General features: G+C 72.0%; 28 protein-coding genes. 11 read left to right on the top strand and 17 right to left on the bottom strand.

What is annotated here, in order from left to right; all coding sequences use genetic code 11:
- Positions 1 to 46: 46 nt before the first annotated feature.
- From ACFQ9V_RS10005 to ACFQ9V_RS10020, 4 genes are read right to left on the bottom strand one after another with little or no spacing between them, the layout of a single operon-like run.
- A complete protein-coding gene (locus ACFQ9V_RS10005) occupies positions 47 to 919 on the bottom strand; it encodes an aminoglycoside phosphotransferase family protein (RefSeq protein ID WP_382459015.1) in 873 nt (290 codons plus the stop codon).
- Positions 916 to 1,671 carry a pyrimidine reductase family protein gene (locus tag ACFQ9V_RS10010; protein ID WP_382459016.1) on the bottom strand — a complete coding sequence of 252 codons (756 nt, stop codon included), beginning with the start codon at positions 1,669 to 1,671 and terminating at the stop codon, positions 916 to 918. Before ACFQ9V_RS10010 ends, ACFQ9V_RS10005 begins: the two co-directional genes overlap by 4 nt.
- Positions 1,664 to 2,560 (bottom strand): dihydropteroate synthase, encoded by an 897-nt coding sequence (gene folP, locus ACFQ9V_RS10015; RefSeq protein WP_382459099.1) that lies wholly within the window; start codon positions 2,558 to 2,560, stop codon positions 1,664 to 1,666. The genes ACFQ9V_RS10010 and folP overlap by 8 nt, the downstream gene beginning before the upstream one ends.
- Before the next feature lie 13 nt (positions 2,561 to 2,573).
- Positions 2,574 to 3,794 carry an NAD(P)/FAD-dependent oxidoreductase gene (locus ACFQ9V_RS10020; protein WP_382459017.1) on the bottom strand — a complete coding sequence of 407 codons (1,221 nt, stop codon included), beginning with the start codon at positions 3,792 to 3,794 and terminating at the stop codon, positions 2,574 to 2,576.
- 122 nt (positions 3,795 to 3,916) lie between these two features.
- On the opposite strand from ACFQ9V_RS10020, the gene ACFQ9V_RS10025 reads away from it, so the two are divergent.
- Both ACFQ9V_RS10025 and ACFQ9V_RS10030 read left to right on the top strand, forming a co-directional pair.
- Complete coding sequence (locus ACFQ9V_RS10025) at positions 3,917 to 4,609, top strand: response regulator transcription factor (RefSeq protein WP_179605211.1); 693 nt, start codon at positions 3,917 to 3,919, stop codon at positions 4,607 to 4,609.
- Positions 4,610 to 4,659: 50 nt separating this feature from the next.
- Positions 4,660 to 6,366, top strand: coding sequence for an ATP-binding protein (locus ACFQ9V_RS10030; RefSeq protein ID WP_382459018.1), 1,707 nt, complete (start codon positions 4,660 to 4,662; stop codon positions 6,364 to 6,366).
- A 48-nt stretch (positions 6,367 to 6,414) separates the two neighbouring features.
- Here ACFQ9V_RS10030 and ACFQ9V_RS10035 read toward each other — a convergent pair whose 3' ends face one another.
- The 7 genes from ACFQ9V_RS10035 to ACFQ9V_RS10065 all read right to left on the bottom strand — a co-directional run bounded on the left by ACFQ9V_RS10035 (position 6,415) and on the right by ACFQ9V_RS10065 (position 13,163).
- The gene (locus ACFQ9V_RS10035; protein WP_382459019.1) at positions 6,415 to 7,518 is read right to left on the bottom strand and encodes a hypothetical protein; all 1,104 of its coding nucleotides are present in this window, start codon (positions 7,516 to 7,518) and stop codon (positions 6,415 to 6,417) included.
- Positions 7,519 to 7,597: 79 nt separating this feature from the next.
- Positions 7,598 to 8,710 (bottom strand): hypothetical protein, encoded by a 1,113-nt coding sequence (locus ACFQ9V_RS10040; RefSeq protein ID WP_382459020.1) that lies wholly within the window; start codon positions 8,708 to 8,710, stop codon positions 7,598 to 7,600.
- 130 nt (positions 8,711 to 8,840) lie between these two features.
- Positions 8,841 to 9,779, bottom strand: a complete 939-nt coding sequence (locus ACFQ9V_RS10045) for a hypothetical protein (RefSeq protein ID WP_382459021.1) — start codon at positions 9,777 to 9,779, stop codon at positions 8,841 to 8,843.
- 314 nt (positions 9,780 to 10,093) lie between these two features.
- Positions 10,094 to 11,713: a chaperonin GroEL gene (gene groL / locus ACFQ9V_RS10050; RefSeq protein ID WP_382459022.1), complete on the bottom strand. Its 1,620-nt coding sequence runs from the start codon at positions 11,711 to 11,713 to the stop codon at positions 10,094 to 10,096.
- A 195-nt stretch (positions 11,714 to 11,908) separates the two neighbouring features.
- Positions 11,909 to 12,112 (bottom strand): cold-shock protein, encoded by a 204-nt coding sequence (locus ACFQ9V_RS10055; protein ID WP_382459023.1) that lies wholly within the window; start codon positions 12,110 to 12,112, stop codon positions 11,909 to 11,911.
- A 180-nt stretch (positions 12,113 to 12,292) separates the two neighbouring features.
- A complete protein-coding gene (locus ACFQ9V_RS10060; RefSeq protein ID WP_382459024.1) occupies positions 12,293 to 12,841 on the bottom strand; it encodes a LytR C-terminal domain-containing protein in 549 nt (182 codons plus the stop codon).
- Between the two features lie 22 nt (positions 12,842 to 12,863).
- Complete coding sequence (locus tag ACFQ9V_RS10065; RefSeq protein ID WP_179605206.1) at positions 12,864 to 13,163, bottom strand: DUF3263 domain-containing protein; 300 nt, start codon at positions 13,161 to 13,163, stop codon at positions 12,864 to 12,866.
- A gap of 169 nt (positions 13,164 to 13,332) precedes the next feature.
- On the opposite strand from ACFQ9V_RS10065, the gene msrB reads away from it, so the two are divergent.
- Positions 13,333 to 13,779 carry a peptide-methionine (R)-S-oxide reductase MsrB gene (gene msrB, locus ACFQ9V_RS10070; RefSeq protein ID WP_382459025.1) on the top strand — a complete coding sequence of 149 codons (447 nt, stop codon included), beginning with the start codon at positions 13,333 to 13,335 and terminating at the stop codon, positions 13,777 to 13,779.
- Positions 13,779 to 14,330, top strand: coding sequence for a nitroreductase family protein (locus ACFQ9V_RS10075; RefSeq protein ID WP_382459026.1), 552 nt, complete (start codon positions 13,779 to 13,781; stop codon positions 14,328 to 14,330). Before msrB ends, ACFQ9V_RS10075 begins: the two co-directional genes overlap by 1 nt.
- A 54-nt stretch (positions 14,331 to 14,384) precedes the next feature.
- On the opposite strand, the gene ACFQ9V_RS10080 is transcribed toward ACFQ9V_RS10075, so the two are convergent.
- The 5 genes from ACFQ9V_RS10080 to pdhA are packed head-to-tail and all read right to left on the bottom strand — an operon-like array spanning position 14,385 to position 19,043.
- Positions 14,385 to 15,332 carry a DMT family transporter gene (locus ACFQ9V_RS10080; protein ID WP_382459027.1) on the bottom strand — a complete coding sequence of 316 codons (948 nt, stop codon included), beginning with the start codon at positions 15,330 to 15,332 and terminating at the stop codon, positions 14,385 to 14,387.
- A 30-nt stretch (positions 15,333 to 15,362) separates the two neighbouring features.
- On the bottom strand, positions 15,363 to 15,530 hold the full coding sequence (locus ACFQ9V_RS10085) for a hypothetical protein (RefSeq protein WP_382459028.1): 168 nt from the start codon (positions 15,528 to 15,530) through the stop codon (positions 15,363 to 15,365).
- The gene (locus ACFQ9V_RS10090) at positions 15,527 to 16,888 is read right to left on the bottom strand and encodes a dihydrolipoamide acetyltransferase family protein (RefSeq protein ID WP_382459029.1); all 1,362 of its coding nucleotides are present in this window, start codon (positions 16,886 to 16,888) and stop codon (positions 15,527 to 15,529) included. The genes ACFQ9V_RS10085 and ACFQ9V_RS10090 overlap by 4 nt, the downstream gene beginning before the upstream one ends.
- Positions 16,885 to 17,931 carry an alpha-ketoacid dehydrogenase subunit beta gene (locus tag ACFQ9V_RS10095; protein WP_370054417.1) on the bottom strand — a complete coding sequence of 349 codons (1,047 nt, stop codon included), beginning with the start codon at positions 17,929 to 17,931 and terminating at the stop codon, positions 16,885 to 16,887. The genes ACFQ9V_RS10090 and ACFQ9V_RS10095 overlap by 4 nt, the downstream gene beginning before the upstream one ends.
- Complete coding sequence (gene pdhA, locus ACFQ9V_RS10100) at positions 17,928 to 19,043, bottom strand: pyruvate dehydrogenase (acetyl-transferring) E1 component subunit alpha (RefSeq protein ID WP_382459030.1); 1,116 nt, start codon at positions 19,041 to 19,043, stop codon at positions 17,928 to 17,930. The genes ACFQ9V_RS10095 and pdhA overlap by 4 nt, the downstream gene beginning before the upstream one ends.
- A gap of 127 nt (positions 19,044 to 19,170) precedes the next feature.
- Here pdhA and ACFQ9V_RS10105 point away from each other — a divergent pair, with 127 nt between their 5' ends.
- The 7 genes from ACFQ9V_RS10105 to ACFQ9V_RS10135 all read left to right on the top strand — a co-directional run bounded on the left by ACFQ9V_RS10105 (position 19,171) and on the right by ACFQ9V_RS10135 (position 24,412).
- Entirely contained in the window at positions 19,171 to 19,599 is a 429-nt protein-coding gene (locus ACFQ9V_RS10105; RefSeq protein ID WP_370054419.1) for an Lrp/AsnC family transcriptional regulator, read from the top strand.
- Between the two features lie 107 nt (positions 19,600 to 19,706).
- A complete protein-coding gene (locus tag ACFQ9V_RS10110; RefSeq protein WP_382459031.1) occupies positions 19,707 to 20,105 on the top strand; it encodes a hypothetical protein in 399 nt (132 codons plus the stop codon).
- Positions 20,102 to 20,341: a hypothetical protein gene (locus tag ACFQ9V_RS10115; RefSeq protein ID WP_382459032.1), complete on the top strand. Its 240-nt coding sequence runs from the start codon at positions 20,102 to 20,104 to the stop codon at positions 20,339 to 20,341. Before ACFQ9V_RS10110 ends, ACFQ9V_RS10115 begins: the two co-directional genes overlap by 4 nt.
- Positions 20,338 to 21,534, top strand: coding sequence for a low temperature requirement protein A (locus ACFQ9V_RS10120; protein WP_382459033.1), 1,197 nt, complete (start codon positions 20,338 to 20,340; stop codon positions 21,532 to 21,534). The genes ACFQ9V_RS10115 and ACFQ9V_RS10120 overlap by 4 nt, the downstream gene beginning before the upstream one ends.
- A 39-nt stretch (positions 21,535 to 21,573) precedes the next feature.
- Positions 21,574 to 22,770, top strand: coding sequence for a thiolase family protein (locus ACFQ9V_RS10125; protein WP_382459034.1), 1,197 nt, complete (start codon positions 21,574 to 21,576; stop codon positions 22,768 to 22,770).
- Entirely contained in the window at positions 22,770 to 23,513 is a 744-nt protein-coding gene (locus ACFQ9V_RS10130) for an enoyl-CoA hydratase/isomerase family protein (RefSeq protein WP_382459035.1), read from the top strand. Before ACFQ9V_RS10125 ends, ACFQ9V_RS10130 begins: the two co-directional genes overlap by 1 nt.
- A complete protein-coding gene (locus tag ACFQ9V_RS10135) occupies positions 23,510 to 24,412 on the top strand; it encodes a 3-hydroxyacyl-CoA dehydrogenase family protein (protein WP_382459036.1) in 903 nt (300 codons plus the stop codon). Before ACFQ9V_RS10130 ends, ACFQ9V_RS10135 begins: the two co-directional genes overlap by 4 nt.
- Here the strand turns inward: ACFQ9V_RS10135 and ACFQ9V_RS10140 are convergent.
- Positions 24,384 to 24,788, bottom strand: a complete 405-nt coding sequence (locus ACFQ9V_RS10140) for a PaaI family thioesterase (RefSeq protein ID WP_382459037.1) — start codon at positions 24,786 to 24,788, stop codon at positions 24,384 to 24,386. The genes ACFQ9V_RS10135 and ACFQ9V_RS10140 overlap by 29 nt on opposite strands.
- Between the last annotated feature and the right edge of the window lie 23 nt (positions 24,789 to 24,811).

Genomic DNA, 24,811 nt, shown 5'->3' on the forward strand with positions numbered 1-24,811 from the left:
CCTAAAAGCGTGTTTTAGGGGCGTTTACGTGCCCCTCGACGGAGGATCAGGTGCCGGGGTCGGCGGCGAGGCGGGCGAGGGTGCGGCGAGACGGGGCGTCGTCGGGGGTGTCGCGGACGGTGATCAGCGCTTTCCAGAGCGCCCACGCGCGCGCCCGCTGCTCGGTCGCCGCGTCCAGGCCGATCGCGTCGAGGAAGGCACGCCGGGCGTCGCCGTCGAACATCGTCCAGGCGGGCACGAGGTCGCAGGCCGGGTCGCCGACCCCGGAGGTGCCGAAGTCGATGACGGCGGAGAGCCGTGCGTTCCGGACGAGGAGGTTACCGGGGGCCGCGTCGCCGTGCAGCCACACGCCCGGCTGCTCCCATTCCGACGCCTCCGCGGCGTCCCAGATCCGTCGCGCCAGCCGCGGGTCGATGGTCGGCGCGCCGGCGGACATCGCCGCGAGCGCTTCCTCCCGGTAGACCCCGGGCGGCGCGCCGCGGTAGAAGTTGTGACTCCCGGCCGCCGGGCCGCCCGTCGCGTCCACGCGCCGGAGCGCTGTCAGGAAGGCGCCGAGCTCGGCCGCCAGCACCACGGTGTCCACGTCGTCCGCCAGTCCGAGCGGGCTGCCCGGCAGCCACCGGTAGATCGACCACGCGAACGGGTAGCCCTCGCCGGGCTCCCCCTGCGCGACCGGCTCCGGGATCGGGAGCGGGAGCTGCGGCGCGAGCCGCGGCAGCCACTCGTGCTCCTTCGCGACCTGCTCGACGTAGCCGCGCGCGCTCGGGAGGCGCACGCTGAGCTCCTCGCCGAGCCGGAAAGTGCGGTTGTCCCAGCCGCTCAGCTCCACGTCCCGCACCGGCAGCGAGCGGTAGGCCGGGAACTGGGCGTCGACCAGCCGCCGGACCAGCGCCGCGTCGACCGGTACGCGATCGTTCACGCGCGCTTCACGTACCGCAGCAGCAGCGTGTCGCCCGACTGCAGCACGTGGGCGAGCCGCATCCCCGCCGGGAGGATGGGCGCGGCCCCGGCCGAGATGCGGGAGGCGACCCCGGCCTCCAGCGTCGCGGCGACCGTCAGGCACAGCTCGTCCACGACCCCGGCCGCGATGAGGTCGCCGAACAGGTGCGGTCCGCCCTCGCAGTGGATGCGGCCCAGCCCGCGCTCGACCAGCCCCGCCACCAGCTGGGCGGGCTCGACGCGCTCGTCGCCGCAGACCACGACGTCGGCCACCTCGGCGAGCGCCTCCCGGGTGTCGCGCCGGGACAGCTCGGTGGTGACGACGATCGGGCGCTCGGGCGCGTCCCGGAAGATCGGGCTCGCCGGGTCGAGGTCGAGGCTCGCCGACACGATCGCGAAGACCGGGTGCGCGGTCATCCCGGCGTCGCGGCGCGCCCGCTGGGAGGCCTCGTCCACGCGCATCGGGCCGTAGCCCTCCGCGCGCACGGTGCCCGCCCCGATCAGCACCACGTCGCAGAGCCGGCGCAGGATGTCGAACACCCGGTGGTCGGCGTCGTCGGAGAGCCCGGCGGAGAGGCCCTGGCGGGTGGCGGCGCCGTCGATGCTGGACACGAAGTTCACGCGCAGCCACGGGCTCCCTGCGCCCTCGGAGTACAGCTCGGCGATGCGCGCGTCCCCGATCCCCTCCTCCGCGGGGAGCGGGGAGATCCGGTCGATCGCGACTTCACTCATTCACGTCGCCCATGTTGTGCTTCAGGTAGGCCGGCTCGCGCAGCCCCAGGATGGCCTCCGTCATCCGCGCCGCGGCCACCGACCCCGCCACGTCGTGCATCCGGATGATGCGCGCGCCGTTGACGATCGCGACGACCGCAGCGGCGATCGAGCCGTCCCGGCGCTCCGAGCGTGGCGCGTCCAGGGTCTCGCCGATGAAGTCCTTGTTCGAGACCGCCGCGAGCGTGGGATAGCCGAGGTCCGCGATCTCGGAGAGCCGGCGGGTGAGCTCCAGCGATTGCAGGGTGTTCTTGTTGAGGTCGTGCCCCGGATCGAGGATGATGCGCTCCTCCGGCACCCCGGCCGCGACCGCGCGCTCGACCCGCTCGAGGAGGAAGTCCGCGATGTCCCGCGCGATGTCGCCGTACGCCGGCCGCGCGTAGAAGGTGCGCGGCGCGGCGAGGCTGTGGGTGAGCACGAGGGTCGCGGCGCTGTCCGCGACGACGCGGGCGAGGTCGGGGTCGCTGAGCCCGGTGGTGTCGTTGACGACCGTCGCGCCGGCCGCGATGGCCCTGGCCGCCACGGCCGAATGGAAGGTGTCGACCGAGATCACGACGTCGGACCCTGCGCGCAGCTCCGCGACGACGGGCAGCACCCGGTCGGCCTCCTCGTCGGGCGGGATCGCCACGCCGGGCGCGAACGGGGCGCCGCCGATGTCCACCCAGTCCGCTCCGGCCGCGACGGCGTCGAAAGAGGCGGCGACCGCGGCGTCGAGGGCGAACGTGCGGCCCTGGTCGAAGAAGGAGTCCGGCGTTCGGTTCACCACGGCCATCACGGCGACACGGCGGGAGAAGTCGAAGGTGCGCGCGCCGATGGTGCGCACGGGGATGCGGAGCGGGGGCAGGTACATCGCGACGCCGGTCTCAGAGCTCTGCAAGATCCACGCTCTCGTCGGTCAGCCGGTCGGGGTCGACGGCCTCCCGGCCGCGGATCAGGCGCTGGATGTGCTCCTGCACGTCCCACACGTTCACGTTCATCCCGGCGACCACGCGGTCGTCGCGCAGCCAGAACGCGATGAACTCGCGCGCCGCCACGTCGCCGCGGAAGACGACGCGCGCACCGGAGGCCAGGGGTGCGTAGCCGGAGTACTCCATGCCCAGATCGTATTGGTCGGAGTAGAAGTACGGGATGTCGTCGTAGCTCGCGTCCTCCCCCGCGATCGCCCGCGCGGCGACGGTGCCGCCCGCGATGGCGTTGGCCCAGTGCTCGTTGCGCAGGCGCTGCCCGATCGCCGGCAGCAGCGGGTTCGCCACGTCCCCGACGGCGTACACGTCCTCCACCGCGGTGCGCATCGCCTCGTCGGTGGGCACTCCGTTGTCGAGCGCGAGGCCGGACTGCTCGGCGACCTGCGTGTTCGGAGCGGCCCCGACGCCGGCGACCACCACGTCGGCCGGGATGCGCTCCCCCGTCGCCAGCACGACGACCTGCTCGTCGCCGCCCTCCACCGCCGACACCTGCGCCGCGTTGCGGAACACCACGCCGTTGTCGCGGTGCAGCCGTTCGAACACCCCGCCGAGCTCCGGTCCGATCGCGGGAGCGAGCGGCACGTGCGCGCGCCCGACCACCGTCACGTCGTTGCCGTAGCCGCGTGCCGCGGCGGCGACCTCCATGCCGATCCAGCCCGAGCCGACGACGACGACGCGCCGCGAACCGACCTCAAGGGCCGCCCGGAGCCATTGCGAATCCTCGATGGTTCTCAGAGAGAAGACGGCGCCGTGGCCGCTGCCGGGGACGCCGAGCGGGCGGGCGTGCGAACCGGTCGCCAGCACCAGGCTGTCGTAGGTGATCCTGGCTCCGCCGGCGAGGAACAACTCGTGCGCGGCGGGGTCGAACGAGCCGGCCTGCGACCCGGGGAGGAACTCCACGTCGTTGTCCGCGTACCAGTCCGCGGGCTGCACGTACGCGTCGTCCAGGGCGGATTCGCCCTTCAGGTACTCCTTGGAGAGCGGCGGGCGGATGTAGGGATGGTGCTCCTCCGCGCCGAGGAGCATGATGCGGCCCGCGAAGCCCCGGGACCGCAGCTCGGCGGCGGTCGTCGCACCGGCGAGACCCGCTCCGACGATGACCACGGTGGGATTGGACATAGTGCTCCGTTCGCTGGTCTCCTCAGCATCCACTCTTCACACTGCCTGCGCCAGCCCCTTACACTCACCGCGCACCGTCTGCTCACAGGCAGAATTCAGCAGACGCGCAGATACTGTTTCGCATGAACGCAGGACCCCGCATTCTCATCGTCGACGACGAGCCGAACATCCGCGATCTCCTCACCACCAGCCTCCGTTTCGCCGGCTTCGCCGTGCGCGCGGTCGGCAACGGAGCCCAGGCGATCTCCGCGGTCCTCGAAGAGGAGCCAGACCTCATCATCCTCGACGTCATGCTCCCGGACATGAACGGGTTCGGCGTCACCAAGCGGCTCCGCGGCGCCGGCTACACCGCGCCCATCCTGTTCCTCACCGCCAAGGACGACACCGAGGACAAGATCACCGGCCTCACGGTCGGCGGCGACGACTACGTCACCAAGCCGTTCAGCCTCGACGAGATCGTCGCCCGCATCAAGGCCATCCTGCGCCGCACGATGCAGGCCGACGAGGACGCCGTCATCCGCGCAGGCGAGCTCACGATGGACCAGGACACCCACGAGGTCTACGTGGGCGACACCCCGATCGAGCTCAGCCCGACAGAGTTCAAGCTGCTGCGCTACCTGATGCTCAACCCCAACCGCGTGCTGTCGAAGGCGCAGATCCTCGACCACGTCTGGGAGTACGACTTCAACGGCGACGCGGGCATCGTGGAGTCCTACATCTCCTACCTGCGCCGCAAGGTGGACGCGCACTCCAGCGAGCCGCTCATCCAGACCAAGCGCGGCTTCGGTTACATGCTCAAGGCCGCGAAGGCGTGATCGGCGCTCACATCCTCGGCTCAGCACCGTCTGCATAGACTGGCGGCCTGATGCACTCACGCCTGCTCGACCGCTGGAACGCGATCTCCCTCCGGACCAAGATCACCGGGGTGACCGTGCTCATGCTGACGCTCGGGCTGCTGGTGACCGGCATCGGGACGATGTCGATGCTGAAGCCGGTGCTGATCGACCAGCTCGACGCGCAGCTCTCGGCGGCGTCGGGGGCGACGTACGTCAACACGTATCTGTTCGGCTCGTCGTCGGACAAGGACAAGATCGCGACGGACTCCAGCCCGTCCGACTACTTCGCGGCGCTGTACGACGCCAGCGGCAACCTGGTGAAGACGAACTGGAGCAATATCCCGTTCGCCCACCGGCCGGCCATCCCCGAGAAGCTCAGCCTGACGGACGCCAAGGCGATGGGCCCCGGCGGGGTCACCATCTACAGCAACGACGGGCACACGGCCTACCGTGCACTCGTCACGACGCAGACGTTCGCCGCCACCGGTGAGCTCGCCACGGCGATCGTCGCCACCACGACGAGCCAGATCGACACCGTGATGGCGAGCTTCCTGGCGATCTTCCTCGGCTTCGGCGTCATCGTCATCATCGTCGGAGCAGGACTCACCCGGATGCTGGTGACGACGACGTTCTCGCCGCTGCGGGAGGTCGAGCAGACCGCCGCCGCGATCGCCGACGGCGACTTCAGCCAGCGCCTCGGCGGCGCGACCCCGAACACCGAGGTCGGCCGCCTGAGCCGCTCCCTCAACACGATGCTGAACCGCATCGACCGCGCATTCAACGACCGCGCGCGCACGATCGACCAGATGCGCCGTTTCGTGGGCGACGCCTCCCACGAGCTGAGGACGCCGCTCGTCTCGGTGCGCGGCTACGCCGAGCTCTACCGGATGGGCGCGTTGCAGACGCCGGAGGACGTCGCCCAGGCGATGGAGCGCATCGAGAAGGAGGCCATTCGCATGGGCCTCCTGGTCGAGGACCTGCTGGAGCTGGCGCGCCTCGACGAGACCAAACCGCTCGACCTGCATCCGGTCGACCTGGTGCGCATCGCCCAGGACGCGGCGATGGACGCCATGGCCGGCGCGCCGGGCCGACGGGTGACCGTGCTCACGCCTTCCCCGGTGCTCGCGGAGCACAGGGCCGACCCGGACGAGCCTGGCCTCGACACGGTGCCGATGAGCTTCCCGGAGGACCTGTCCCGCCCGGCAGGCGCCACCGGCCCGATCGCCTTCGCCGGCTCGGCGCTGGCCCGGCTGCGCCGCAGCAGCCGCGGGCGCCGGGGCACCACAGGCCCGATCGCGGTCACCACGGCCGAGCACGTCGTCCTCGCAGCTCCCCCGGCCGAGCCCGCGATCGTGATGGGCGAGGAGAACAAGCTCCGCCAGGTGGTCACCAACCTGATGGGCAACGCCCTGCGCTACACCCCGGAGGACAGCCCGATCGAGATCGCGGTGCAGGTCGACCACCGCACCGACCGCGCGCTGATCGAGGTGCGCGACCACGGCGACGGCATCCCGCCGCAGATCCGCGAGAAGATCTTCCAGCGCTTCTGGCGCGCCGACACCTCCCGTGCGCGCGAGACCGGCGGCAGCGGCCTGGGGCTGGCGATCGTGTCCTCCATCATCGCCGCGCACCACGGCACCGTGGAGGTCGTGGAGACCGACGGCGGCGGGGCGACGTTCCGGGTGTCGCTGCCGCTGGCGCCGGCCGGCGCTCTGCCGCAGCGACCGGGCGCCTGACAGCGCACCGGCCTCGACCGAGCCGGTCGCTCGCTGCCCGCGCTCCCGTCAGATCCTCCCGGCCAGCCAGGCCATCATCGCCACGGCGCCGTCGTCGTTCGGATCGACCGTACGGTATTGGAGCCACGCTCCGTCGATGAGCGCGTCGGCGGTCGTCAGAGGGGTGATGTCGAAGGTGCGGTGCCACAGCAGCACCGGGATGGAGCGGCCCCCGACCGTGATCGTGCGAGTGGTCGCCGCGGGATCGACCGCGCGGGCCGCTGCGGTGTGCGCCTCGAAGACGTTCGACGCGCGCCGGAGCACGGACGCGTCGCTGAACCAGCCTCCCGAGCCGTCGGCGCTCGGCTGGAATTCGCAGAGGCCGGTCGCTCCGGCCTGGAGGACGGCCGCCTCGATCCGGAACGTCTCCTCCACCCCCATGTTCGTGATGGCGGGACGGCCGAAAGCCTGCTCCTGCTGCCGTCTCAGGTCGTCGGCGCCGCAGGCCGGCACGGGCCCGGTCGCCGCCGCGGGAGCGGAGGCCGCGGCCTCGGCCACGGCCGGCAGCATCCGCTGCACGGCATCGTGGAACGACGCCTCGGTCGCACCCTGTGCGCTCACCGAGGACACCTCGACGGCGAGCCACGCCTCGCCGACCAGGACGTTGGTGTGACAGGACATCCCGCCACCCTCGAAGACGACGCAGTCGCCGCCGCGGGACTCACCGCCGGCGTAGGCGGCTCCCGGCGCCGCCGCGTGCGCGTAGGCGTCGGCCAGTCCCGCCCACGAGTCCGCTGCGTGCGGGAGCACCTGGACGGTGAGCCGGCTGTCACCGTGCGTCCACACGCACTCTGCGCCGCCGACGGCGATCAGTGCCAACGGCCCGCGGGCTGCGGCCCTGTCGACGTCGGCCAGCGCGGCGAGTCCCTGCTCCGAGGTCGAGCCGGACGCGGTGTGCACCGGGCCGAGCAGGCCGGCGAGCTCCGCCGGTGCGAACAGCCGATCGCAGTCGAGGGACATCGACCCGGCGGGCGTGGGCGCGGGCGACGGCGACGTGATCGGGCGATCCTGCGATACCTCGCCGCGGGAGCCCTGCCCCGCGCACCCCGAGAGCGCGGCCATGACGGTCACGATCGCGGCGCACATGCACGCGACGCGCTGAATGATGCCCACAGGCGTTCCCCCAAGCCGGACCCGGCCTCAACCTGAGCGCCTTCACATGAATATAACATCCAATTCAGGCCGGCCCGCGTCAGAGCCGGCCGGCCACCCACTGTACGACCGAGGCCGCCTGGTCGTCGGAGCCGGACACCGCGGCGAACTGGATCCAGGCGTCGCCGACCAGGGCGTCGATCACCGTCTCGGCGGGCGCCGAGCCTGACGCGTCGGTGTGGCGGACCAGTGTGGCGAGCTCGGTGCTGCCGAGCTGGATCGTGCCGCCGCTGGCGTCCGGGTCACGGTCCACGACGAGGCCGTGATAGGTCGCGTACGCGGCGGCCGCGCCGCGGAGGACGGAGACGGTGCCGATCAGCGACGAGTCCCCCGAGGCCGCGCGGTAGGCGCAGACCGCGACCCGCGGATCCCCGACGAGCGCGTTCGGCAGTCCGAAAGTCGCGGCGGGAGCGAGGACGGCCACCGAGGTCGGCCCGTAGACGCCGGCGACGGCCTTCAGCCAGGCGGCGTCGCCGCAGGACAGCGGCTTCACCGGGGCGGGCGTCGTGTCGCGCGCATCGATCGCGGCCACGGTGGGGACGAACGATTGAACGAGCACGTGGAACGCCTTCTCGTCGATGGCGGAGGTGCTGCTCACGGCGTCGACCGCCAGCCAGGAGTCGCCGACCAGCACGTTCGTGTGGCAGCTGCTCCCTGCCCCGGATGCCGCCCGGCCGCAGTCGCCGCCGCGGGACTCGCCGCCGTCGTAGTGGGCGCCCGTCGCCGCGGTCTGGGCATACTGCACGGCCTGCCATTGCCAGCTCGCCGTGGCGCGCGGCAGGACCTGCACGGAGAGCAGGTGCACCGGCGCGGTGGTGGCCGCGGAAGAGGCCGCAGGGTCGTCGCCCCAGCGGCACCAGCCGCCACCCGCCGCCTGGGCGCCGAACGGCCCCCGCCCGGCCGGCGTCGCGAGCGCGTCCGCCGGGGTCGTCGCCAGTGGAGCGGCGGCGCCGAGCAGGGCCTCCACCGCGGGCGTCGCGGTGAAGGCCGAGCAGTCGAGCGGCGGCGCGATGTCAACGGCGGGCGCGGAGTTCGGGTGCGGGGTCGTCGGCGCTGCGCCAGGCAGACCGAGCGCCTGGCATCCCGAGAGGCAGAGCAGTGCGGCAGCCAGGCCGGCGACCGCCGCCGTCCCGGACCACCGTGTCGCCGCCATGCTCCGCCTCCGCCCGATCGTGACGACGATAACAGCGAAGAGGGCGCCGCCCGCGAACGGAAGACGCCCGTTACTGCGTGTCGGGCGCTCACGCTTCCGGCGGGCAGACGCCGCCCGACCTCGCGGCGGCTCAGCCGATCCAGCCGCTCGCGATCAGCTTCGCGGCGAACAACCTCACCGCGGCCGTGTCGTCCGTCTGGTACGTGGAGACCTGCAGCCACGTCCGCCCGTCCAGAACGTCAACGACGATCCGCGTCGAGTCCTCCGTCGGTTCGATGAGCCCCGTCGCCGTGCCCGGCACCCCCGACACATCGATGGGCGTCGCCCCGGGGTGGTCGACGGCCTGGCGGTACTGCGCGAACACGGCAGGATCGACATCGGCCAGCACCGCGACCGTGCCACTGAGCCTGCGGATGTTCTGCGGGTCGTCGAAGTTGCACGACGTCGACAGACCGGCGCCGCTCAACGCCAGGTCGAGGTCGAACACCGGCCGCCCGCCATCCATCGGCGCTGCGCTCCCGAACGTACCGGTCAGGGCCTGCGCGAGCCGAGGGTCGGTGCAGGCGCGCAGCGCGTGCGTCGCGACCGGCGTCGGGGCGGGGACCGCGAGATAGCGGGTCACGACCCCTTGCACGAAATCGTGGAACGCCTGCTCGGTGAATGACGCAGTACCGACGGCCACGGCGCGCACCGAGAGCCACGCACCGCGGACGAGGACGTTCGTCGAACAGTAGCCGGAGCGGCACGACCCGCCGAGGGAGACGCCCCCGTCGTAATGGCTGCCGGCCGACGGGGCGCTCGCCGAGGCGAGCGCCGCCCACTCGGCGCCCAGACCGGGAACGATCTCGAGGAAGACCTGAGGGTCGCCCTGGTGATCGATCGTCAAGACGCCCATACCGCCCCACCCGCACACGGTGCCGTTCGCGTTGACGACCCCGAACGGAGAGCCGGCGGGCGAGAAGCCCGGTTGCAGATGGGCGAGGGGCTGGAGCGTCCCCTCCCCGCCGACGAGCGCGGCGACGGACTCGGGTCGCGCGAGGTCCGCGCAGGCGACCGGTCCCGTTCGCACCGGGGCCGGTGTCGCTGCGGCGACCGGACGGTCTGTCGTCGCAGCGGGTGCGGGTGTGTGCGATGCCGGGGGCTGCGTGCAGCCGGCGAGAAACAGGACGGCGAGGGCGCTTGCGACAGCGGTTCGACGGACGATCCTCACAAGCGTTCCCCCACGACGGAATCGGTCTCCAGCTGAGAGCCGTCGCATGAATATAACATCCAGGTCGCGCATTTCCGTCGCTCGGCGGGGAGCCGCGCGTCGACCACCCCGCGAACGGCGAAGAGGGCGCCTCCCGCGAACGGGAGACGCCCTCTTCTGCGTGTCGGACGGACTCAGAAGTCCATGCCGGCGCCCGGGTCGCCGACCGGCGCCGCGTTACGCTCGGGCTTGTCGGCGACGACGGCCTCGGTGGTGAGGAACAGGCCCGCGATGGACGCGGCGTTCTGCAGCGCCGAGCGGGTGACCTTCACCGGGTCGTTGATGCCGGAGGCCAGCATGTCGACGTACTCGCCGGTCGCGGCGTTGAGGCCGTGACCAACGGGGAGCTCGCGCACCTTGGCGACCACGACGCCGGCCTCGAGGCCCGCGTTGATGGCGATCTGCTTCAGCGGAGCCTCGATGGCGACGCGGACGATGTTCGCACCGGTCGCCTCGTCGCCCGTCAGCGACAGCTTCTCGAACGCGGTCTTGCCGGCCTGGATGAGGGCGACGCCACCACCGGCGACGATGCCCTCCTCGACGGCGGCCTTCGCGTTGCGGACGGCGTCCTCGATGCGGTGCTTGCGCTCCTTGAGCTCGACCTCGGTGGCCGCGCCCGCCTTGATGACGGCGACGCCGCCGGCGAGCTTCGCGAGGCGCTCCTGGAGCTTCTCACGGTCGTAGTCCGAGTCGGTGTTCTCGATCTCGCCACGGATCTGGGCCACGCGGCCGGCGATGGCGTCGGGGTCGCCCGCGCCCTCGACGATGGTGGTCTCGTCCTTGGTGATGACGACCTTGCGGGCCTGGCCGAGCAGGTCGAGGGTGACGTTCTCGAGCTTGAGGCCGACCTCCTCGGAGATGACCTGGCCGCCGGTGAGGATCGCGATGTCCTGCAGCATGGCCTTGCGGCGGTCGCCGAAGCCCGGGGCCTTGACGGCGACGGACTTGAAGATGCCGCGGATCTTGTTGACGATCAGGGTGGCCAGGGCCTCCCCGTCGACGTCCTCGGCGATGATGAGGAGCTGCTTGTTGGCCTGGATGACCTTGTCGACGATCGGGAGCAGGTCCTTGATCGAGGAGATCTTCTGGTTGGCGATGAGGATGTAGGTGTCCTCGAACACCGCCTCCTGGCGGTCCTGGTCGGTGACGAAGTACTGCGACAGGAAGCCCTTGTCGAAGCGCATGCCCTCGGTCAGCTCGAGCTCGGTGCCGAAGGTGTTCGACTCCTCGACGGTGACGACGCCCTCCTTGCCGACCTTGTCGATGGCCTCGGCGATGATCTCGCCGATGGTGGTGTCGCCGGCGGAGATGGACGCGGTGGCGGCGATCTCGGCCTTGGTCTCGACCTCCTTGGCGCTGGCGATGAGCTCCTCGGTCACGGCCGCGACGGCCTTCTCGATGCCGCGCTTCAGCGTGATGGGGTCGGCGCCGGCGGCCACGTTGCGGAGGCCCTCCTTGACGAGCGCCTGAGCGAGCACGGTCGCGGTGGTGGTGCCGTCGCCCGCGACGTCGTCGGTCTTCTTGGCGACCTCCTTGACCAGCTCAGCGCCGATCTTCTCGTACGGGTCGTCGAGCTCGATCTCCTTCGCGATGGAGACGCCGTCGTTCGTGATGGTGGGAGCGCCCCACTTCTTCTCGAGGACGACGTTGCGACCGCGCGGGCCCAGCGTCACCTTGACGGTGTCGGCCAGGATGTTGAGGCCGCGCTCGAGGCCGCGACGCGCTTCCTCGTCGAAAGCAATGATCTTTGCCATGTGTTTCTCGTCCCTCCCGGACGTCTGCGAAAGATTCGGTGTGTTAGCACTCGATCAGGCGGAGTGCTAAAGCGATTCTGGCACTCGCGCCACGGGAGTGCAAGGCGAGTGCGGTCCCCGACTGCGGGCATAAAGAAAGGAGCGCCGCCCCGAAGGGCGGCGCTCCTCTTATATGGTCTTGCCGATCGCTGCGTACTACAGCGGACGCACCGACTCGGCCTGAGGGCCCTTGTTGCCCGTGCCGACCTCGAACTGCACCTGCTGGCCCTCTTCGAGAACCTTGTAGCCGTTCATGTCGATTGCGGAGTAGTGAACGAAAACGTCCTGTCCCCCATCATCGACGGTGATGAATCCGTAGCCCTTTTCAGCGTTGAACCACTTCACGGTCCCGTTCGCCATGCATTACTCCCATTGCTGTGTCGCTCGCGTGGTCCAGCGCCGCGCGTTGACTCCCGATCCTAATGCTTGCAATAGCCGTCTCCGCCAGTCTTTTGGCCAATCCGTTACCAAATCGGCCCAAAGTTAAACACGCGTGAAACAAAGGGATGAGCGCGCGTACACGCGCGGAACGACGCGGTGTCAGCCCTTGTAGTCGCTGCCGACGACCACGGTCAGGTCGGCGCCGCTGGCCGCGAAGTCCTGCGTGAGCGCGATGGTCGCGCCGGGGAGCGACTGCGCCGCCCCGAGCGCCGCCGCCTGGTTCTTGGCGTCGGAGTAGTAGACGATCGTCTGCGAGAGGTCCTGCTTGTCGGCGTTCGCGACGGCGCCGACCTTCCAGCCCGCCTTCGTCAGAGTGTCGCTGACCTTGCCGCCGAGGCCGGAGGTCGTGGTGCCGTTCAGCACGTTCACGGTCAGCGACGGGTCGACGGTCGGGACGATCGTCGGCGTGGGCGTCGCGGTCGGCGTGGGCGTGCCGCTCGGGGAGTTCGGCGAGCCGTGGAAGGAGATGGAGCCGCTCACCAGCGAGAGCCCGAAGATGCCCGCCACCACGAGGACGACGACGGCGAGCGCCGCCCAGCCGACCGCGATCCAGCCGCGGCCCTTCGGCCGGGGAGCCCGGTGCGCACCGACGCGCTGCAGACCGTCTGGGATGTCGTCGAACCGGTCTCTCGGGTACTTCTCTGCCATCTACAGGTGATTCCTCGCGGTGTCAGTCGCCGGACGGGAGTGTCCGGGATCGCCGTGCTGCCAGCCGGGTCTCGCGCAGCCGGAGCAGGCGCTTGACGAGCATGGGGTCGTGCTTGAGCGCCTCCGGTCGGTCGATCAGCGCTCCGAGGAGTTGATAGTACCGGGCGGCGGAGAGACCGAACTCCTCGCGGATGGCCTGCTCCTTGGCGCCGGCATGCCGCCACCACTGACGCTCGAACGCGAGGATGGCCGCCTCACGGTCGGTCAGGCCGGTCGCGTCCGGCGCAGGGATCCGGTGGTCCGCAGCCTCCGCCACGTGCACCGCCTCCCCTCACCGTCTTCGAGTCAGCCCTTCCCCGCGCTCGCGCCTCATCCTAGGGGCGGTGTCCTGTGCGTTGCCCGTTTGCGCCCGGCAGGTCGCAGGCCGAACAGGGAACAGCCGCACAGGTTCCGCCGTTTAGGCTGGAGACGGACGACGAAAGGAACGCACGATGAGCGCATCGCACGACGAGGCCGCGCAGGGCGCCGCAGCGCCCAACGGGTTCGGGCTCGAGAAGACCGACGAGGAGTGGCGCCGCGAGCTCAGCCCGGAGCAGTACGCGGTGCTGCGCGAGGCGGGCACGGAGCGGCCGTGGACCGGCGAGCTGCTCGACGAGGGCCGCGCGGGCCTCTACACCTGCGCCGCGTGCGGAGCGGAGCTGTTCAAGTCGGGCACCAAGTTCGACAGCGGCTGCGGCTGGCCGAGCTTCTACGAGTCGATCCGGCCGGAGGCCGTACAGCTCCTCGAGGACGACAGCCTGGGCATGGCGCGCACCGAGGTGCGCTGCGCGAACTGCGGCTCGCACCTGGGCCACGTGTTCCCCGACGGCTTCGGCACCCCGACCGGCGACCGCTACTGCATGAACTCCATCTCGCTGAACTTCTCGCCAGAGGCCTGATGTCCGAGCTCGTCGAGCGGGTCGCCGCGCGCCGGTCGTACTCCCGCGTGACCTCCGCGGCTCCGACCCACGAGGAGCTGCTGCCGCTCGTGGCCGCCGCCGGCCGCGTCGCCGACCACTCGGCGCTGCACCCGTGGCGGGTCATCGAGCTGCGCGGCGACGCGCGCATCCGGCTGGGCCGCGCGTTCGTGAAGGACGCCAAGGCGACCGGCGAGGAGGCAGAGAAGCTGGCGGCCAAGCCGCTGCGCTCGTCGCTGCTGCTCGCGATCGTCGCGGTGCGCACGAAGAGCGAGAAGGTGCCGGGCTGGGAGCAGGACGCGGTCGCTTCGGGCGTCGCGCACCTCCTGAGCCTGCTGCTCCACGACGCCGGCTGGGGCGTCATGTGGCGCACCGGCCACCACACCAGGTCGAAGGCCGTGCACCGGATGCACGCTCTCGCCAAGAACGAGCGCCTCCTGGGCTGGCTCTACGTCGGCGGCGTGCCAGACGACGGCAAGGAGGCGCACCGCACCTCCATCGACCCCGAGCGCTTCCTCAGCACGCTCGACTGACGAACTGCCGGACAGGACACGCCGCGTGGCCCGCATGCCACGCGGCGTGTCCTGTCAGTTCGTTCGAGTGCGGCGCCAGCGGACGCTCGCCACGGCGACGGCGACGAGGGCGAGCAGCGTCCCGCCGACGGTGGAGAACGCGACAGGAGCGGGCGAGCTCGGCGCGAGCACGTCGAGCAGGAGCGCGGTCACGAGCTGACCGGCGACGGTCGCGAGGCCGAGCAGCAGCACGCCCGTGATCCGGACGAGCAGCGCGGCGGCCGCGATGAACACGCAGCCGATCGCGCCGCCGAGGTAGAGCCACGGCTCGGTCGGCAGCGGCTTCGGGAGGCCGCGCAGACTCCAGTCGACAGCCATGATCACCAGAAGGACGGTCGTTCCGACGACGAAGTTGATGAAGGTCGCGGTCAGGGCGCTCTCGGCGACCACCCGCACCTGTCCGTTGACGGCCTGCTGCCAGCCGAGGCCGAGGCCCGAGATCAACGGGAGCAGCATCAGCCAGATCGGCACGGAGCCGCCGAGCTGCGCGGACACCGCCCAGGTCACGGCGCCGAGGGCGATCAGGGCTCCGGCGAGCCGCGCGGGGGTGATCGGGCGCCGGCCTCCGGGGCCCAGGCCGATCCGGTCGAGGACAAGTCCGCTGACGGTCTGGCCGGCCACGACCGCGACCGTGAACAGCGCGACGCCGAGCACCGCGGCGGCGACGCCCTGCGACAGCACCAGGAACGCGCCCGCGGCGCCGCCGGCGACGTACCACCAGGGCAGTTCGCGGGTGCGCAGCGCGGCGACGACCCGGCCGAAGCCGCGCCGCCCGGCCGGGGCGACGGCCATCACGACGAGGAGGATGACGAGGCCGGAGCCGAAGGAGATGACGGCGGCGGTGACCCCGTCGTCCAGCCGCTGCCCCAGCTCGCCGTTGATGCGCGACTGCAGGGCGACGCCGGCCCCGCAGACGATCGCGCAGACGAGCGCGAGCCAGAGGGGGAAGGAGCGGGAGGTCACTCCTCCGAGCCTAGGGGTGTGCGCAAATGCTCAGGGAGCGGGCGCGTCGCCGTCGGTGGGCGTCGGGTGCGGGAGCCAGGGGATGTTCTCCTCCGGCGCGACGTCCTTCTCGAAGTCGAGGTCGTAGTCGTCGCCCTGCTCCACGGCATCGGGCTTGTCGGCGTCGTCCGGCTGTTCTTCGTCGCGCTTGTCGGTCATGCCCTCACCGTACCCGGCGCCTCGTCGGCGAGGAAGGCGATCGGCGACTCGATGGCGTCGGCGATCTCGCGCAGGAACCGGGCAGCCACTCCACCGTCGGTGACGCGGTGGTCGAAGACCAGGCTGAGCTGCACGATCCGGCGCGCGACGACGGCCCCCTCGACCACCCACGGACGCTCGATGACGCGGCCGATGCCGAGGATGGCGACCTCCGGGTGGTTGATGATCGCGGCGCTGCCGTCGACGCCGAGACTCCCGTAGTTGTTCACGGTGAAGGTGGAGCCGGTCAGGTCCGCGGGCGGCAGCACGCCGTCGCGGGCGGCGGCGGACAGGCGGCCGAGCTCGGCGTCGAGCTCGCGGACGCTGCACCGGTCGGCGCGGCGGATCACCGGGACCAGCAGGCCGCGCGGGGTGTCGGCGGCGAAGCCGAGGTTCACCCCCGCGAACACCTCGATGCCGTCGCCGCCGGCGGTGACCCGGCCGGCGAGCTCGGGATGCCGCGCGAGCGCGCTGAGCGCGAACCGCGAGATGAAGGCGAGCAGCGACGGCGGCTTGCCCGACTTTCCGAGGGTCTGCCTGGCCTCCCACAACTCGGTGGCGTCGACGTCGACCCAGACGGTCGCCTCCGGGATCTCGGAGCGGCTGCGCGTCATGGTCTCGGCGACCGTGCGGCGGAGGCGGGAGAACGGGGTGACGGAGGCGATGTCGAGGCCGGTGCGGGGGTCGGTCCCCGGCTCGGCAGCGGCGGGCGCCGGACGTGCCGCCGGCGCGCTGGGTGCAGTGGCCTTGGCTGCGGCGAGCGCCGCCTCCACATCGTGCCGCGTGACGACCCCGCCCACGCCGCTCGGCGTGAGCGAGGCGAGGTCGATGCTGTGCGTCCGCGCGAGCGCCCGGACGACGGGCGACACGACGGGGACGATGCGGCTCGGCGCTCCGGCGGTCACGGCCGTGCCGTGCTGGGAGGCGCGGCCGCGGCGGCGGGCGGTGGCGTGGTCGGTGGTGCCGTAGCCGACGAGCACGGCGCCGGAGCCGGCCGCGACGGGTTCGGGTTCCCGCTCCGGCTCGGAGGCGTCCGCAGCGGCGACGGTCTCCGCGGCGGACTCCACTGCGGACTCCACCTCCGCGTCCTCCCGCACCTCCAGCAACGGAGAGCCGACCAGGATGGTCTCGCCCTCCTCGCCGTGGCAGACGGCGACGACGCCGGCGTACGGCGACGGCACCTCGACGACCGACTTGGCGGTCTCCACCTCGGCGATCGGCTGGTCCACGGTCACCGTGTCGCCGACCGCGACCAGCCAGTGGACCAGTTCGGCGTCGGCGAGTCCCTCGCCCAGGTCGGGCAGCGTGAAGACCTTCATGCGTCCTCCCACTGCAGGCTGTCGACGGCGTCGAGCACGCGGTCCACGCCCGGCAGGTAGTAGCGCTCCAGCTTCGGCGGCGCGAACGGGGTGTCGAAGCCGGTCACCCGGCGCACCGGCGCCTCCAGGTAATGGAAGCAGCGCTCGGAGACGCGGGCGGCGATCTCGGAGGCGACGCTGGCGAAGCCTGGCGCCTCGGCCACGACAACGGCGCGGCCGGTCGCACGGACGGCGGCGCAGACGGTCTCGTCGTCGAACGGGGTCAGGGTGCGCACGTCGATCACGGCCAGGCTGCGGCCCTCCTCGGCCGCGGCCTCCGCGGCGGCGAGCGCCACCGGCACGGTCGGGCCGTAGGCGATCAGGGTGGCGTCGGTGCCCTCCCTGGCGACGCGCGCGCGACCCAGCTCGGGCAGCGGCGCGGTCGTGTCGACCTCGCCGGTCGACCAGTACAGCTTCTTCGGCTCCATGAAGACCACCGGGTCCGGGGAGGCGATCGCGGCGCGGAGCAGGCCGTAGGCGTCCTGCGGCGTCGCCGGCGACACCACGGTCAGGCCGGGCGTGTGCACGTAGTAGGCCTCAGACGAGTCGGAGTGGTGCTCGACGCCGCCGATCCCGCCAGCGAACGGGATGCGGATGACCATCGGCAGCCGGACCTTGCCGCGGGTGCGGTTGCCCATCTTGGCGACGTGGTCCACGATCTGCTCGAACGCCGGGTAGGCGAACGCGTCGAACTGCATCTCGACGACCGGGCGCATCCCGTTCATGGCCATCCCGACGGCGGTGCCGACGATGCCGGACTCGGCCAGCGGGGTGTCGAAGCAGCGCTGCTCGCCGAAGCGCTTGGTCAGGCCGTCGGTGATGCGGAAGACGCCGCCGAGCGTGCCCACGTCCTCGCCGAAGACGAGGACCGCCGGGTCTTCCGCGAGGGAGTCGGCAAGAGCGCGGTTGAGGGCCTGCGCCATCGTCATGGTGGCGACGGCGGGCGCGGACGGCTGCTCGGGCTCAGGCTGACGGTCGGCGGGGGCGTCGTGCATGATCGTCATCGGGCGACCTCCTCGGTGCGGGACTGCGCTGCCCGGGTCTCCGCGGCGAGCTCGGCGGCCAGCAGCGCGGACTGCTCCCGGAGCTGCGGCGTCGGCTCGGCGTAGACGTACTCGAACAGGTCCATCGGCTGGGGCTCGGCGTCCGCCATGATCCGGGTGCGGAGGTCGACGGCGACGCGATCGGCCTGGGCGCGGAACTCGGCGTCGTCGTCGTCGGTCAGCGCGCCCTCGGCCGTCAGCCAGGTGCGCAGGCGCAGCAGCGGGTCGCGGGCGATCCACGGCTCGACCTCCGCGGAGGTGCGGTAGCGGGTGGCGTCGTCGGCGTTGGTGTGCGACTTCATCCGGTAGGTGAGCGCCTCCACCAGCGTGGGGCCGCCGCCCTCGCGGGCCTCGGTGACAGCCTCCCCCAGCACCGCGAGCAGCGCGGCGAGATCGTTGCCGTCGACCAGGCGCCCGCGCATCCCGTAGCCGACGCCCTTGTGCGCCAGGCTCGGCGCGGCGGTCTGCCGGCTGAGCGGCACGGAGATCGCGTAGCCGTTGTTCTGGACGAGGAAGACGACGGGGAGGTGGAACACGGCCGCGAAGTTGAGCGCCTCGTGGAAGTCGCCCTCGCTGGTGGCGCCGTCGCCGCACAGGGCGACGACCACGGTGTCCTCGCCGCGCATCCTGGCCGCGTGGGCGAAGCCGACCGCATGCAGGAGCTGGGTGGCGAGCGGGGTCGCCTGCGGGGCGACGCGGTACTCGTTCGGGTCGTAGCCGGAGTGCCAGTCGCCGCGCAGCAGGAGGAACGCCTCGAACGGGTCGACGCCCCGGGAGAGGACGGCGACCGAGTCGCGGTAGGTGGGGAACAGCCAGTCCTGTTCGCCGAGCACCATCGCCGCGGCGACCTGGCAGGCCTCCTGGCCGTGGGAGGACGGGTACACCGCCAGCTTGCCCTGCCGCACCAGGGCGTCGGCCTGGTCGTTGAGCCGCCTGCCCTGCACGAGGCGGCCGTAGCCGTCGCGGAGCTGCTCGGTGGTCGGGAACGCGTAGTGCTCGTGCGGGTGGCCAGAGCCCTGCTCGTCGATGAGCCGCAACGGGGTGTCGCCCGGCATCAGGTCGTCGGCGTGCATCGCTTCTCCTTCGAAAGACGTCGCTGATCCTCAGGATGACTTCGCTGGACCCGCTTTGCCACATGTGTGAGACTTTCGAGACGAACGGGTGCGCAGCGGCACTATCGATGCCAAACTGTCTCCCATCATGGACGACATCGACACCCGTATCGTGGACGCGCTGCGCGCCGACGGCCGCGCCTCCATCACCGCCGTCGCGGAGGCGGCGCACGTCTCCCGGGCCAACGCCTACGCCCGCGTCTCCCGACTGGTCGAGGAGGGCGTCATCACGGGCTTCACGGCGAAGGTCGACCCGCGTCGCTCCGGCCGCGCGTCGTCGGCCTACGTGACGATGCGCGTGGAGCAGGCGGCCTGGCACGACCTCCGCGCGCGGCTGCGCGCCATCCCGGAGGTGGAGCACTTCGCTCTGGTCGGCGGCGATTTCGACGTCATTCTGCTGGTGCGGGCGCGGGACAACGAAGACCTGCGGCGGGTGGTGCTGGAGGAGCTGACCACCATGCCGTCGGTGCGGGACACCAAGACGTCCCTCGTGTTCGAGGACCACGACCTCCGCTGACGCCCGGACATTCGTGCCGAGTGTCGCGAAAGCGGCGACGAAACGCGACATTCGTGCGGAATGTCGCGGGTGATGCGTGGTGGGGTGGGAGTCGATACGCTCGGGGCATGGCGGGAGGGATCGCGTCGGAGTTGACGGTGGGGGATCTGATGGCCCTCGCCCGGCTGGACGACCGTGCGGCGGTGGACGGCCTTACGGTGGCGCTCACCTGGCGCTACGAGCACACGATGACGCTGGCCAAGGCGCTGGCCGCGGCGGGGTCGGGAGTGATCCTGTCGCTCGTGGTTCCGGTGCTGCAGTCGAATCCGGCGGTGAATCCGGTGCCGGTCGCCGCGTGGCTGTGGGTGCTCGTCGCCGGGACGGTCACGATGGCCAGCGGGGGCGTGTTCTACCTGCTCGCCCGGCGGGCCCAGCGGACGTTCGTGCTCGCGCAGGGGCTCCTCGCCGAACTGCTCGCGCTGCGCTCTGTGCCGCCGACGCCGCCCGCGCCGGGAGGTCCCCGATGAGCAGCACCATCGTCGTCGTCCTCGCATCCATCGTGGTGGTGCTGGCCGTCGCCCTCGCCGTCGCCGCGCTACTCGTGCGGGCGAACCGCCTCCGCTCCGACCGCGACCGGGCCGCCGCGCTCGGCAGCCAGGCCGCATGGAGCGCGCTCGACGGGATCACCCTCAGCGGGTACGCCGACGATGAGCGCGTGCGGGCAGCGGTCGACGGGTTCCTCTCGGCCGGCCGGCGCGGATGAGCGGCGGCAGGCTCCCCCGGCTCCCCGTCGCCGGCGACCGGGACCCGTCGCGGGCGCACTGGATGGAGCTGTTCTTCGACCTGGTCTTCGTCGCGCTGGTCGGGCAGCTCGCGCACGGACTCCACACCGCGCCGTCGTTCGGGGCGCTCGCCGTGTTCGTGGCTCTGTTCGCGTCGGTCTGGTGGTCGTGGGTCAACCTGACCTTCGTGGTCGACGTGTCGCCGCAGCTCAGCGCGCGGCGACTGTCGATCGTGATGCTGATCGCGATGTTCGCCGTCGGGGCGCTCGCAGTGGCGGCGCCGGAGGCGGTCGGCGACCGGGCCTGGCTGTTCGCGGCAGGAAACGCGCTGCTGCGGGTGCTGCTGCTGGTGGTGTGGATCGGCTTCTCCTGGTCGAACGGGAGGGCCTCCCGGGTCCGCATCCTCGCCTACAACGGGCTGACCGCCGTGCTCTGGCTGGTGTCGATCGCCCTCCCCGCGCCCGCGAACTACGTGCTGTGGGCGGTCGCGATCGTCCTGGAGGTCGTGCTGCTGACGGCGACCTCCGGGAGCTGGGCGGCGATCGCGCTCGACCGGCTGAACGTCGAGCACCTGTCGGAGCGGTTCGGGCTGCTCGTCATCATCGTGCTGGGCGAGTCGGTGCTGAGCATCGTGGACGCGGTGTCCGGCGCCTGGACGCTCGCCGCCGGGCTCGTCGGTGTGCTCGGGCTGCTGCTGACCGCGGGGCTGGCGTGGTCTTTCTTCCTCTACGGCGTGGATGTGATGGCGAGCGGGCTGGAGCGGCTGCTGGAGGCCGGCGACGCACGCACGATCAGAGACACGGTCGCGTTCCTGCCATTCCTGCTGCTGGCCGGGGTCACCGCACTGTCGGGCGCGCTCGCCGAGGGGATCGCGCACCCGGGCGAGCCGCTGCCGCCGGCGCTGGCGGTGTCGCTCGGCGGCGGGATCGCGCTGTTCTATTTGACGAACGCGGTCATCGCGCGCCGGTACGGCGACCCGTGGCGGGTCGTGCTGCGCTGGGCGACGCCGGCGGTCGGACTGTCCGCGGCCCTCGCTGTCGCTGCGCTGTGGCTGCCGGCCGCGGTCGCCATCGGCTGCGCTGTGGTGATTCTGGGGGTGGTCGTGACGTCGGCGGAGCTCGCCTCGCGCTCGCGGCGGTTGCTCGCGGGTCGGGGTTCTGCGACTATTTACTAGCTGAACGTTCGTTCGGTAATTCGCTTCGAAGGAGCTGCGATGGCGGAGGCCTACCTCGTCGGCGGTGTGCGCACGGCGGTCGGACGCTACGGCGGAGCATTGGCGGGCGTGCGTCCAGACGACCTCGCGGCGCTGGTGGTCGCAGAGGCCGTGCGCCGCGCGGCAGTGGACGGCTCGGCGCTCGACGACGTCATGCTCGGAGCCGCCAATCAGGCAGGCGAGGACAACCGGAACGTGGCCCGCATGGCCGCGCTGCTCGCCGGCCTCCCGGACAGCGTCCCCGGCGTCACCGTCAACCGGCTGTGCGCGTCCGGCCTCAGCGCCGTCACCCTCGCCGGTCAGGCGATCCGCGCGGGCGACGCCGACCTGATCGTCGCGGGCGGCGTCGAGTCGATGACGCGGGCGCCCTGGGTGCAGGCCAAGCCAGCGCGGCCGTGGGCGAAGCCGGGGCCGCAGTTCGACACCTCCATCGGCTGGCGGTTCACGAACCCGCGGTTCCTGGAGCGCGACAAGGCCACCTACTCGATGCCGGAGACCGCGGAGGAGGTCGCGCGCCTCGACGGGATCAGCCGGGAGGAGGCCGACGCGTTCGCGCTGGAGAGCCACCGGCGCGCCGCTGCGGCGACCGACGCGGGGCGCTTCGCCGACGAGATCCTCCCGGTCACGACGCCCGCCGGGGAGGTCACGGCCGATGAGAGCATCCGCCGCGACACCGACACCGCCGCCCTCGCGGCGCTGCGGCCGGTCGTCGCGGGAGGCAGCGTCGTCACGGCGGGCAACTCGTCGCCGCTGAACGACGGCGCGTCCGCGATCGTGGTCGCCAGCGGCGACGCCGTGCAGCGCTACGGCCTCCGCCCGCGCGCCAGGATCGTCGCCTCGGCGAGCGCCGGTGTCGCGCCGGAGGTGATGGGGCTCGGCCCCGTCCCCGCGACCAACCGCGCGCTCGACCGCGCCGGACTGGAGCTCGGCGACATCGGCAGCATCGAGCTCAACGAGGCGTTCGCGTCTCAGTCGATCGCCTGCATGCGCCGACTGGGGCTGGACGACGACAGCGGCCGCGCGCGGGTGAACGCCGACGGCGGCGCGATCGCGCTCGGGCACGCGCTGGGGTCGAGCGGCGCGCGCATCCTGGTGACGCTGCTCGGCCGGATGGAGCGCGAGCAGTCCAGGTACGGCCTGGCGACGATGTGCGTCGGGGTCGGCCAGGGCGCGGCCCTGATCGTGGAGGCGCTGTGATGACGGAGCCGACGACCCTGCTGATCGCCGAGAGCGCCGACCGCGTGGTCGCGACGCTGAACCGTCCAGAGGTCCGCAACGCGATCGACCAGCGGATGGTGGACGACCTTCACGCGCTGTGCGAAGACCTGGAGCGCGACCCGCGCATCCTCATCCTCACCGGGTCGGAGGGCGTGTTCGCCTCCGGCGCCGATATCGCCGAGCTGCGGGAGCGCACCGCGGCCGACGCCCGCCGCGCAATCAACGCGACGATCTTCGTCCGCATCGCCGAACTGCCCATGCCGGTGATCGCCGCGCTCGACGGCTACGCGCTGGGCGGCGGCGCCGAGCTCGCCTACGCGGCGGACTTCCGGCTCGGCACGCCGCGGCTGCGGATCGGCAACCCGGAGACCTCGCTCGGGATCATCGCCGCGGCCGGCGCGCTCTGGCGGCTGCCGCAGCTCGTCGGCGAGCCGCTCGCCGCCGAGATCACGATGGCCGGGCGCGTGCTGAACGGCGAGGAGGCGCTGGCCGCCGGGCTCGTGAACGACCTGTTCGAACCGGGCGAGCTGCTCGCCGGCGCGCATGCCCTCGCCGACCGGATCGCGAAGAACGACCCGCTGGCGACCCAGTACACCAAGCGCGTCCTGCGCGCGCCGCTGGGCGACCATCCACGGGCGGAGCGGGAGGCGCAGGCCGTCCTGTTCGAATCCCCGGAGAAGCAGCGCCGGATGACGGAGTTCCTGGAGCGGAGGCGGCGATGAGCGACCGGAAGAAAGGCGTTCCCGAGAAGATCGGCGTGATCGGCGGCGGCCGGATGGGCGCGGGCATCGCGCACGCGTTCCTGATGGCGGGCGCCCGCGTCGCGGTCGTTGAGCGCGATGATGCGTCGGCGGCCTCCGCCCGTGAGCGCGTGGAGGCCGCGATCGACGGCAGCGTGCGCCGCGGCGCGACGGCCCCTGCGCCCGAGCGACTGATCGCCACGACCTCCTGGGACGCCCTGCGCGGCGCCTTCCTCGTCGTGGAGGCCGTGCCGGAGCTCCCCGAGCTCAAGCACGACGCCCTCCGCCGCGCCGAGGAGCTCCTGGAGCCCGACGCCGTGCTGGCGAGCAACACCTCCTCGCTGTCCATCGACGGGCTCGCCGAGGTCCTGAAGCGGCCGGGCGGCTTCCTCGGCATGCACTTCTTCAACCCCGTTCCGGCCTCCGCGCTGGTGGAGGTCGTGGCCGGGCAGGCGACAGCGCCGGGCGCCGTCGACCTCGCGACCGGCTGGGTGGAGGCCCTCGGCAAGACGCCGATCGTGGTCCGCGACTCCCCCGGCTTCGCCTCGTCCCGCCTCGGCGTGCTGCTCGGGCTGGAGGCCGTGCGGATGGTCGAGGAGGGCGTCGCGTCCCCCGAGGCCATCGACACCGCGATGACCCTCGGCTACAAGCATCCGGTCGGGCCGCTGCGGCTGACCGACATCGTCGGGCTGGACGTGCGGCTCGACATCGCGGAGTACCTCGCGAGCGAGCTGGGGCCACGGTTCGAGCCTCCTGCGCTGCTGCGCCGGATGGTCGCGGACGGCCTGCTCGGCCGCAAGTCCGGGCGCGGCTTCTACGAGTGGGACGGCGACGCCGCGGGCGGAGCACCGCTCACACGCGCTCCGGAGCCTCCACGATGAGGTTCGTGATGCGCACAGTGCAGAGCCGGTTGCCCTCCTCGTCGGTGAGGACCACCTCGTGCGAGGTGACCTTCCTGCCCAGCCGGATCGCCGTCGCGACGCCGGTCACGAGGCCGCTGCGCGCGGACCGGTGGTGCGTCGCGTTGATGTCGAGCCCGACCGCGCTGCGGCCGGGGCCGGCGTGGATGACGGCCGCCCACGAGCCGAGCGCCTCGGCGAACGCCACAGAGGCGCCGCCGTGCAGCAGCCCGAACGACTGGCGGTTGCCCGCCACCGGCATCGTCGCGACGACGCGCTCCGCGGATTGCTCCAGGATGCGCACGCCCATCTTCTCGTCGAGCTCGCCGAGCTCGATCGTCCAGTCTTCATCGGCCACTGCACCAGCCTATGTCCGAACCA

Source organism: Leifsonia sp. NPDC056665 (assembly GCF_042791795.1).
GTDB lineage: Bacteria > Actinomycetota > Actinomycetes > Actinomycetales > Microbacteriaceae > Leifsonia.

Coding starts and splice junctions, on each gene's coding strand:
- ACFQ9V_RS10010 (WP_382459016.1), bottom strand. CDS start 1,671: ATGAGTGAAGTCGCGATCGACCGGATCTCCCCGCTCCCCGCGGAGGAG.
- folP (WP_382459099.1), bottom strand. CDS start 2,560: ATGTACCTGCCCCCGCTCCGCATCCCCGTGCGCACCATCGGCGCGCGC.
- ACFQ9V_RS10020 (WP_382459017.1), bottom strand. CDS start 3,794: ATGTCCAATCCCACCGTGGTCATCGTCGGAGCGGGTCTCGCCGGTGCG.
- ACFQ9V_RS10025 (WP_179605211.1), top strand. CDS start 3,917: ATGAACGCAGGACCCCGCATTCTCATCGTCGACGACGAGCCGAACATC.
- ACFQ9V_RS10030 (WP_382459018.1), top strand. CDS start 4,660: ATGCACTCACGCCTGCTCGACCGCTGGAACGCGATCTCCCTCCGGACC.
- ACFQ9V_RS10040 (WP_382459020.1), bottom strand. CDS start 8,710: ATGGCGGCGACACGGTGGTCCGGGACGGCGGCGGTCGCCGGCCTGGCT.
- groL (WP_382459022.1), bottom strand. CDS start 11,713: ATGGCAAAGATCATTGCTTTCGACGAGGAAGCGCGTCGCGGCCTCGAG.
- ACFQ9V_RS10055 (WP_382459023.1), bottom strand. CDS start 12,112: ATGGCGAACGGGACCGTGAAGTGGTTCAACGCTGAAAAGGGCTACGGA.
- ACFQ9V_RS10060 (WP_382459024.1), bottom strand. CDS start 12,841: ATGGCAGAGAAGTACCCGAGAGACCGGTTCGACGACATCCCAGACGGT.
- msrB (WP_382459025.1), top strand. CDS start 13,333: ATGAGCGCATCGCACGACGAGGCCGCGCAGGGCGCCGCAGCGCCCAAC.
- ACFQ9V_RS10075 (WP_382459026.1), top strand. CDS start 13,779: ATGTCCGAGCTCGTCGAGCGGGTCGCCGCGCGCCGGTCGTACTCCCGC.
- ACFQ9V_RS10085 (WP_382459028.1), bottom strand. CDS start 15,530: ATGACCGACAAGCGCGACGAAGAACAGCCGGACGACGCCGACAAGCCC.
- ACFQ9V_RS10090 (WP_382459029.1), bottom strand. CDS start 16,888: ATGAAGGTCTTCACGCTGCCCGACCTGGGCGAGGGACTCGCCGACGCC.
- ACFQ9V_RS10095 (WP_370054417.1), bottom strand. CDS start 17,931: ATGACGATCATGCACGACGCCCCCGCCGACCGTCAGCCTGAGCCCGAG.
- pdhA (WP_382459030.1), bottom strand. CDS start 19,043: ATGCACGCCGACGACCTGATGCCGGGCGACACCCCGTTGCGGCTCATC.
- ACFQ9V_RS10105 (WP_370054419.1), top strand. CDS start 19,171: ATGGACGACATCGACACCCGTATCGTGGACGCGCTGCGCGCCGACGGC.
- ACFQ9V_RS10110 (WP_382459031.1), top strand. CDS start 19,707: ATGGCGGGAGGGATCGCGTCGGAGTTGACGGTGGGGGATCTGATGGCC.
- ACFQ9V_RS10115 (WP_382459032.1), top strand. CDS start 20,102: ATGAGCAGCACCATCGTCGTCGTCCTCGCATCCATCGTGGTGGTGCTG.
- ACFQ9V_RS10120 (WP_382459033.1), top strand. CDS start 20,338: ATGAGCGGCGGCAGGCTCCCCCGGCTCCCCGTCGCCGGCGACCGGGAC.
- ACFQ9V_RS10125 (WP_382459034.1), top strand. CDS start 21,574: ATGGCGGAGGCCTACCTCGTCGGCGGTGTGCGCACGGCGGTCGGACGC.
- ACFQ9V_RS10130 (WP_382459035.1), top strand. CDS start 22,770: ATGACGGAGCCGACGACCCTGCTGATCGCCGAGAGCGCCGACCGCGTG.
- ACFQ9V_RS10135 (WP_382459036.1), top strand. CDS start 23,510: ATGAGCGACCGGAAGAAAGGCGTTCCCGAGAAGATCGGCGTGATCGGC.